Source organism: Oleiagrimonas sp. (genome assembly GCF_027858935.1).
Classification (GTDB): Bacteria; Pseudomonadota; Gammaproteobacteria; order Xanthomonadales; family Rhodanobacteraceae; genus Oleiagrimonas.
Map to the genome: position 1 here is coordinate 1 of NZ_JAQIBU010000321.1, position 4,102 is coordinate 4,102.

2 protein-coding genes are annotated in these 4,102 nt (G+C 66.4%); one reads left to right on the plus strand and one right to left on the minus strand.

What is annotated here, in order from left to right; translation table 11 throughout:
* Positions 1-2,713: autotransporter serine protease (locus PF446_RS12110; RefSeq protein WP_298071943.1), on the plus strand; the 2,713-nt coding region annotated here is incomplete at its 5' end.
* 351 nt (positions 2,714-3,064) lie between these two features.
* On the opposite strand, the gene PF446_RS12115 is transcribed toward PF446_RS12110, so the two are convergent.
* On the minus strand, positions 3,065-4,102 hold a 1,038-nt coding region (locus PF446_RS12115), incomplete at its 5' end, for an acyl-CoA dehydrogenase family protein (protein WP_298071945.1).

Sequence of the window (4,102 nt, forward strand, 5' to 3'; positions counted from 1 at the left end):
GCCGCCGCCGCCGCTGGATGCCCAGCTGTCGCTGACCAACACCTATGCGGCACACAATGCCGGGTACACCGGCCAGGGCGTCACCATCGGCATCGTGGACACGGGCGTGAACCACCTCAATCCCACGTTGCTCGGACGCGTGGTCACCCCGGAGCTGGTGTATGTGGACCCCACTCAAAACAACCTGACCAAGGACGATGTGGTCGGCCATGGCACCTGGGTTTCGCAGATCGCCGCAGGCCAGCCGTACGGCCAGTTTCCCGGCGGCATTGCCCCGGACGCGACTATCATATCGGCGCGCATCATCAGCGATTCACCGCCTCCGCCCAGTAACACCGGCAGCAGCGGCAACTCCGTGACGTTGAGCGATGCCAGCTTCTTCGCCAATTACCTCAACCCGGACCTGATCAAGGCGGGCGTCCAGGTCATGAACAATTCCTGGGGCGGTCTGTATTGGGACCCGTCCAACCCCACGGCCGTGGGCCAGGCCTTTGCTGCGGCCTACCGGCCCTTTGTCATCAATCATGGCGGACTGGTGGTCTTCGCCACGGGCAACAATAGCAATGCGCAGCCCGGCGACTTTGCGGCCTTGCCGCATTGGGGCCCGGATCTCGAGGTGGGCTGGATCGCGGCCGCGGCGCTGGACAGCAACCATCCAACGCAACTGGCCAGTTACTCCAATGCCTGCGGCATCGCCATGAACTATTGCATCAGTGCGCCGGGCGACGTGATCATCATCGATGCCCAGGCCACAGCCAGCACCTCGCCCCTGAACTACTACATCGTCGAAGGTACCTCCTTCGCCGCGCCCGAGGTGTCCGGCGCCGCGGCGCTGGTCTGGCAGGCCTTCCCATATTTCAACAACGACATGGTGCGCCAGACCATCCTGAGCACAGCCACCGACCTGGGTGCCCCCGGTGTCGATCCGGTGTTCGGCTGGGGCGCGCTGAACGTAGGCAAGGCCGTCCAGGGGCCCGCCAATTTCGCCTGGGGCGATGTCTCGGTCAGCTTCGACGGCTACACCTCGACCTGGTCCAACGATATCGTCGGTGCCGGTGGCCTGAGCAAGAACGGCACCGGCACACTGGTGCTGGCCGGCAACGACACCTACCAGGGCGTCACCAACGTGCTCGGCGGCAGCCTGCAATCGGCCTACACGCTGCCCGGCAACGTGAATGTGTCCAGCGGCGCGATGCTGAGTGGGGTGTATGCCTCCGCTGCCACTGCGGTCGGCGTGCCTGGCGTCACCGGCAACCTGGACAACGCCGGCACGGTGGTGGTGGCCGGTGGCAATGCCGACGTGGGCGGCAATTATCATCAGGCGACCACGGGCACCCTGGACCTGAGCCTGGGCTCCAAGCTCAACGTCACCGGCACAGCGACCATTGACGGCGGCACGCTCGACATTCTGGGCAAGGATACGGGCTATGTCACCACCATGCACGAGAACCTGGTCACGGCGGCAGGCGGCCTCAGCGGTACGTTCACCAGCCTGGCCAAGGCCCCTGGCGTGTTCCTGAGCAGCACACTGCAGTACGACGCCAACGACGTGTGGGTCGATACCACCAGCCTGAGCATCACTGTCGCGGCAACCGCGGCCGGGTTCGGCGCGCAACCGGCGGTGATGAGCAGCGCCACACGCCTGGACGGCACCTTCAGCCAGATCAACGGCGGCCTGGCCTCGGGCAGCATCACGCCCGCCAGCAGCCTGGTGTCTGCAGCGGGGGCGATCCAGCACACACCGACGCTGAGCGCGGCACAGGTCTCGCTGCAAAGCCTGTCCGGCGAACTGCTGGCGACCAGCGCGGCAATGACCTTCCAGTCCATCGACGCCGCCAGCCTGGCGATGTCGGATCGTTTCGACCATCTGCTCGAGCACAGTGCCCGCTTGGGCATGTGGAGCCGGCAACTGGACGTGAGCGGCGACATGGCACGCTCGGGCTACGACGGTGTCGGATTCCAGCTCAACGGTTGGCTGCTCGGCAACGACCGCAAGCTGGGGGCAGACACCATCGCCGGCTTCGCCTTCGGACAGAGTCATGGCGACCAGCGCCTGAACCAGCGAACCGACCGCAGCATCGGCCGCACCACGCAAGCCATGGCCTACGCCGGTTGGATGCACGGCCGCAGCTATCTGCAGGGTCGGGTCAGCTTCGGCCAATACCAGCAGGATGTCAGCCGCGCGCTGTTGCTGGGGCAGAGCTGGCAGGGCGTCTCCACCCACTACAGCGGCAGCTACAACGTCGCCTACGGCGAGAGCGGCATGCACTTCAACGCTGCCGGCACCCAGCTCACGCCGTACCTGGATGCCCAGTACGCGCAGATCCGTCGCGACGGATTTGCCGAGCAGGGCGCCTATGGCTTCGGCCTGAAGTCCGGCGCACAGACGCTGGGCCGATTGCAGGCCGGCGTGGGGATCCGGGCGGCGCGGCATCTGGAGCTGTCGGGCGGGCGCTCGGTCAACTTCACCGCGCGGGCGCAGTGGCAGCGCACCCTGGCCTCCAGCGGCGATGTGTTCAACGCCAGCTTCGTGGGCGTGCGCGACTGGCAGCCGCTGGTGGGCATCGGCGTGTCGCGTTACAGCGGTCTGTTCGGCGTGGGCATGAACGCGCACCTGGGCCGCCACGCCACGTTCAACCTGGGCTATGACTACCAAGTCGGCCAGCGCGTCACGTCACGCCAGGTGATGGCCCGCTATACGCTACGGTTCTGACGCGCGAATGCGGCAAGGGAAAACGTCAACGGGGCCGCGTCGCGCGGCCCCGTTCACGTCTGGCGTCTGCGGGAACCGGTGGTAGCCGCATCCCCACTTCACGCTTCCCGGCCTCTCAGGCGTTGTCGTAGCCCGGATAAGCGCAGCGCATCCGGGGCCGGGCCGATGAATCGGGCATGCCCGGCAGGGCCCGGCCAGGGGATCGCAGCGCGATCCACCCGGATGCGGCCGGGTGCCTTATCCGGGCTACGGTGGGTGTACTGCGACGGCTTGTCGTAGCCCGGATAAGCGCAGCGCATCCGGGGCCGGCCGATGAAGCGCGCATGCGCCACTTGATCGATGACGCGGTCGTCAGGCCTTGCCGTGGAACAGCTCTCGGCCGATCAACATGCGCCGGATCTCGTTGGTGCCGGCGCCAATCTCGTACAGCTTGGCGTCGCGCAGAATGCGTCCGGCCGGGTAGTCGTTGATGTAGCCGTTGCCGCCCAGCGCCTGGATCGCCTCCAGCGCCACCTGCACCGCGCTGGACGAGCACTTGAGCAGGCACGAGGCCGGGTCGATGCGTGACTTCACGTTGGCGTCGAACTGCTGCGCCACCATGTAGGCATAGGCACGCGAGGACTGCAGCGCGGTGTACATGTCGGCCACCTTGGCCTGCATGATCTCGAAGGTGCCGATCGGCGCGTTGAACTGTTTCCGCTCGCGCACGTAGGGCAGGGTGATGTCCAGCGCCGCCTGCATCAGGCCGATTGGCCCGCCCGAGAGCACCAGGCGTTCGGTGTCCAGGCCGCTCATCAGCACGCGCACGCCCTCGTTGACCTCGCCCACGATGTTTCCATCGGGAATCTCGCAGTCCTCGAACACCAGTTCGCAGGTGTTGGAGCCGCGCATGCCCAGCTTGTCCAGTTTCTGCGCGGTGGTGAAGCCGGTCATGCCCTTCTCGACGATGAAGGCGGTCATGCAGCGGCTGCCCGCCTCACGCCCGGCGGTACGCATGTACACCAGCAGCACGTCGGCATCGGGGCCATTGGTGATCCACATCTTGGAGCCGTTGGCGACCCACACGTCGCCCTGTTTCTCGGCGCGGCAGCTCATCGAGCCGACCACGTCCGAACCCGCGCCCGGCTCGCTCATCGCCAGCGCGCCCACGTATTCGCCCGAGCACAGCTTGGGCAGGTATTTCTTCAGCTGCTCGGCGTTGCCGTTGTGGTAGATGTTGCTCACGCACAGGTTGGAGTGCGCGCCATAGGACAAGCCGATCGAGCCGGAGGCGCGCGAGATCTCCTCCATCGCCACCAGGTGCGCCAGGTAGCCCAGGTCCGAGCCGCCGTATTCGCTGCCCACGGTCACGCCGAGCAGGCCCATATCGCCGAGCTTCTTCCACAGGTC